Annotated in this window: 8 protein-coding genes; 6 read left to right on the top strand and 2 right to left on the bottom strand. The window is 61.3% G+C overall.

Annotated elements, in window-relative coordinates; genetic code table 11:
• The coding region (locus EN984_RS25490) for an RNA polymerase sigma factor (RefSeq protein WP_164765639.1) at positions 1-305 on the bottom strand (305 nt) is incomplete at its 3' end.
• Positions 306-458: 153 nt separating this feature from the next.
• Between EN984_RS25490 and EN984_RS25485 the strand changes: the two genes are divergently transcribed.
• The 6 genes from EN984_RS25485 to EN984_RS25460 are packed head-to-tail and all read left to right on the top strand — an operon-like array spanning position 459 to position 2801.
• Positions 459-782, top strand: a complete 324-nt coding sequence (locus EN984_RS25485; protein WP_127272723.1) for a metalloregulator ArsR/SmtB family transcription factor — start codon at positions 459-461, stop codon at positions 780-782.
• A complete protein-coding gene (locus tag EN984_RS25480) occupies positions 779-1204 on the top strand; it encodes an SRPBCC domain-containing protein (protein ID WP_127267745.1) in 426 nt (141 codons plus the stop codon). Before EN984_RS25485 ends, EN984_RS25480 begins: the two co-directional genes overlap by 4 nt.
• A gap of 56 nt (positions 1205-1260) precedes the next feature.
• Entirely contained in the window at positions 1261-1482 is a 222-nt protein-coding gene (locus EN984_RS25475) for a hypothetical protein (RefSeq protein WP_127267744.1), read from the top strand.
• An 11-nt stretch (positions 1483-1493) separates the two neighbouring features.
• On the top strand, positions 1494-1931 hold the full coding sequence (locus tag EN984_RS25470; RefSeq protein WP_127267743.1) for a DUF1801 domain-containing protein: 438 nt from the start codon (positions 1494-1496) through the stop codon (positions 1929-1931).
• A 29-nt stretch (positions 1932-1960) separates the two neighbouring features.
• Positions 1961-2353, top strand: a complete 393-nt coding sequence (locus tag EN984_RS25465; RefSeq protein ID WP_127267742.1) for a VOC family protein — start codon at positions 1961-1963, stop codon at positions 2351-2353.
• A 40-nt stretch (positions 2354-2393) separates the two neighbouring features.
• Positions 2394-2801, top strand: a complete 408-nt coding sequence (locus tag EN984_RS25460) for a DUF1801 domain-containing protein (protein WP_127267741.1) — start codon at positions 2394-2396, stop codon at positions 2799-2801.
• Here the strand turns inward: EN984_RS25460 and EN984_RS25455 are convergent.
• Positions 2798-3958: an NAD(P)/FAD-dependent oxidoreductase gene (locus tag EN984_RS25455; protein ID WP_245480118.1), complete on the bottom strand. Its 1161-nt coding sequence runs from the start codon at positions 3956-3958 to the stop codon at positions 2798-2800. The genes EN984_RS25460 and EN984_RS25455 overlap by 4 nt on opposite strands.
• Between the last annotated feature and the right edge of the window lie 13 nt (positions 3959-3971).

Raw genomic sequence — 3971 nt, 5'->3', positions numbered from 1 at the left:
GTCTTCACGGTCTCGCGGGCGGACTTTCGCATCATGTCGCGCGCGGCGTTCAGGGTCACGGAATAGAGCCATGTGGTGAAAGCGCCGCCGCCGCGATAGTCGCGGATCGCCTTGCCGAGCCTGACGCAGACTTCCTGGGCGATGTCTTCGGCATCGGCCTTCCTGCCGCACCAGCGATAGGCAGCGCGATAGACGAAGTCATAGTGCCTTTCCAGCAATGTGCTGAAGGCCCCCCTGTCTCCGCCCTTCGCCCGCCCGATCAGTTCGGCGTCGGAGGCTTCGCTTTCATCCAGCATCATCGCCATCATTTGCCTGTTGGACGAAGGCTAATGGCTAATCCTTGGGCAATGGAAAGATTTTTTTGGAAACCGCCGGATCGTGACCGCCGGCACCCCGCTTGACACATCCATATCTCGGCGGTTATACGTCAATCAATAGCCACCGGGTTATCGATCCCAATGACGAACGCTCACGATATCCTCTTCAGAACGCTCTCCGATCCGACGCGTCGTGCGATCTTCGAGCGCCTGTGCCGACAAGGCGAGCAGACGGTCGGCGCCCTGACGGCTCAGTCGGGGGTCTCCCAACCTGCGGTGTCGAAGCATCTCGGCGTACTCAGGCAGGCCGGGCTGGTGCGCGACCGCCATCAAGGACGGCAGACCCATTATAGCGCCCAGATCGCAGCACTTTCCCCGCTGACCGACTGGACGAACCAGATGAATGCGTTCTGGCAGAGCCGGTTCGACGACCTCGAAAATTTGCTCAAAAGAATGGACCAATGACCAACATTGCGACCGAAACGCGCTCCGTCGTCGTCGAACGTGAGATCCCCTATCCGCCGGAAAAAATCTGGCGCGCGCTGACCCAACCGCATCTGATCGAGGAATGGCTGATGAAGAACGACTTCAAGCCAGTTGTGGACCACCGTTTCAATCTGCGAAAGGAAACGCAAACCGACGTGAGCATTGTTGTCGACTGTCAGGTAACAGCCGTCGAGCTGAACAAGACACTGTCCTACACGTGGCAGGCCTATGGCCTCGAGAGTGTCGTCACCTGGACCCTCATGCCGACCAGCACGGGCACCCGGTTGCGTATGGAACAGTCCGGCTTCCGGCCGGATCAGGAGCAGGCGTATCGGGGCGCGACGAGTGGGTGGCGGCAGTACTTTACAAATCTGGGTCAGGTCCTGGCGCGGATGGATTGAACCCGCCGACATGCGGATCACGGGTCCGCTTCGGTCTGTTTTGACAGGAGGAGCTATTGGACAGGAACAAGTGGGTTCGGCAAATTCATCGCTGGCTGTCGATTATGTTTACGCTGACCGTTGTCGCCAACTTCGCCACCATGGCATTCGGCCAGCCTCCCGCCTGGGTAGTCTATTCGCCGCTCCTGCCGCTCTTCCTGCTGCTGTTCAGCGGCCTGTACATGTTCGTGCTGCCCTATGCCGCCAGGGGCCGCGGCGCGCAGCGTGCCGGCGGATAGGAGTGGGTAGAATGACCAAGACGCAGGGTCAGTCGACCAAAGCGGCACCGGTCCTGCTCTCGGGTGGCAACCCGCAAATCGCCAAGGGCGACGGCGACGCTCCGGTGCAGGCCTACATCGCTGCAATGCCGGGCTGGAAGCGTGGCCTCGGCGAGCGGCTCGACGCGCTCATCGAACACAACGTGCCCGACGTGCGCAAGGCCGTGCGCTGGAACTCGCCCTTCTACGGCGTCGAGGGCCAAGGCTGGTTCGTGAGTTTCCATGTCTTCACCCACTATTTGAAAGTGACCTTCTTCAGCGGCACGTCGTTGCGGCCGATTCCGCCTGGCGGCACGGCCAAGAGCAAGGATGTGCGCTGGATCGACATCCGCGAAGACGATCCGTTCGATGAGGCGAGGATGGTGGAATGGATCAAGCAGGCCGCGGCCCTGCCCGGCTGGATCCCGTAATGACCGACTATGACAGAGGAAAAAGAGCCATGAAGATCAAGCTGACCAGCGTGTATGTGGACAACCAGGAAAACGCACTGCGCTTCTACACCGACGTGCTGGGCTTCACCAAAAAGGCCGATTTCAGCAACGGGCCTTATCGCTGGCTGACCGTGGCCTCGGCTGAAGAGCCTGATGGAACCGAGCTGCAACTCGCGCTCAACGACAACCCGGCCGCCAAGGCCTATCAGGAAGCCATCTTCAAGCAGGGCCAGCCCGCGGTCATGTTCTTCACCGACGACGTCAAGGGCGACTACGAGCGCATCAAGGCGAAGGGCGGTGCGTTTATCCAGCCGCCGACCGAGGCGACCGGTTCGACCATCGCCCAGTTGAACGACAGCTGCGGCAACCTCGTTCAGATCACCCAGCTGGCGCGCTGGTAACGGCGGCGGTTGAAACGGGTCGAGACACAGGAGACACCCAATGACCCCCTCGCAACATATCGACCAAATGATCGCCGGCCTCATCGATTGGCGCGGCGATACGCTCGCCGGCATCCGCAAGACCATCCTTGCAGCCGACCCGGACATCGTCGAGGAGTGGAAGTGGATGGGCAGCCCGGTATGGTGCCTCGATGGCAACATCGTGGTCGGCAACGCCCACAAGGACAAGGTGAAGCTGACCTTTTCCCATGGCGCCAGCCTGCCGGACCCCGACAATCTGTTCAACAATGGTTTTGGCGGCAAGGTGTGGCGGGCAATCGACATGTTCGAGGGCGACAGGCTCAATGAGGGCGCTTTAAAAGAGCTCGTCCGCGCAGCGATCGATTACAATCAGGCCAAAAAGAAGAAGAAAGCGGCTGCCGGGGCGAAGCCACAGACGCAAGTCTAGGCCGCCTGGCCTGCCACCCAGCCCGACGACCATGCCCACTGGAAATTATAGCCACCCAGCCAACCCGTGACATCGACGACTTCGCCGATGAAGAACAGGCCCGGCACGGATTTCGCCTGCATCGTCTTCTGGTCCAGCCCGTTGGTGTCGACCCCACCCAGCGTCACTTCGGCGGTGCGGTAGCCCTCTGAGCCGGCAGGCTTGATGCGCCAGTCATTGACTGCGGCAGCTATGGTTTTCATCTGGGCGTCGGAAAGATCAGCAAGGTTGCCGTCGATCCCGGTGCGCTCGGCGATCGACTGCGCAAGCCGCTTCGGCAGATGATTTGCCAGCACCGTTTGTGCCGCTTGCCGCCCATTGCTTCGCTTGGCCACCCGAATGAGGTCCGCCACGTCAACTGCCGGCAGCATGGCGATGCGGATTTCATCGCCCTCGCGCCAATAGGAAGAGATCTGCAGGATAGATGGCCCGCTGACGCCACGATGCGTGAACAGCATCGCTTCGGAGAACCGCGTCTTGCCGCAGGCGACTTCCGCGTCGACGACGTTGCCGGCCAGGGGCGCCAGCCGTTCGAGCGTGTTTACGTCGAAGGTCAGCGGCACCAGCGCCGGTCGCGTTTCGACAATGGCAAGGCCGAACCGTTCGGCAAGCTCATAGCCGAAACCGGTCGCCCCCATCTTGGGGATCGACTTGCCGCCGCAGGCCACCACCAGCGACTGGCAAGTAACCAAGCCTGTGGAGAGGGTGAGCGCAAACCCCTCCACGGTTTTGCGGACATCCTCAACGCTGGCCGAGAGCGCCAGCTCCACGCCCCTGCCCTGCATTTCCGAGACCAGCATGTCGATGATCTGGCGCGCCGAGCCGTCGCAAAACAGCTGCCCAAGCGTCTTCTCGTGATAGGCAATGCGTTGGCGTTCGACGAGGGCGATGAAATCGCGCTGCGTGTAGCGACTGAGCGCCGAAATGCAGAAATGCGGATTGCCCGACAGAAAATTCTGCGGGCTGGCATGGATGTTGGTGAAATTGCACCGGCCGCCGCCGGAGATGCGGATCTTCTCGCCAGGCGCCGTCGCATGATCGAGGATCAGCACCGAACGGCCGCGCTTGGCCGTCTCCACGGCGCACATCATTCCGGCGGCACCCGCGCCGATGATCACTACATCATAGGAT

Origin of the sequence: Mesorhizobium sp. M7A.F.Ca.CA.004.12.1.1 (assembly GCF_003997835.1) — a bacterium.
Classification (GTDB): domain Bacteria; phylum Pseudomonadota; class Alphaproteobacteria; order Rhizobiales; family Rhizobiaceae; genus Mesorhizobium.
This window is presented reverse-complemented; position numbering and strand designations above follow the sequence as displayed.

Coding starts and splice junctions, on each gene's coding strand:
- EN984_RS25485 (WP_127272723.1), top strand. CDS start 459: ATGACGAACGCTCACGATATCCTCTTCAGAACGCTCTCCGATCCGACG.
- EN984_RS25480 (WP_127267745.1), top strand. CDS start 779: ATGACCAACATTGCGACCGAAACGCGCTCCGTCGTCGTCGAACGTGAG.
- EN984_RS25470 (WP_127267743.1), top strand. CDS start 1,494: ATGACCAAGACGCAGGGTCAGTCGACCAAAGCGGCACCGGTCCTGCTC.
- EN984_RS25465 (WP_127267742.1), top strand. CDS start 1,961: ATGAAGATCAAGCTGACCAGCGTGTATGTGGACAACCAGGAAAACGCA.
- EN984_RS25460 (WP_127267741.1), top strand. CDS start 2,394: ATGACCCCCTCGCAACATATCGACCAAATGATCGCCGGCCTCATCGAT.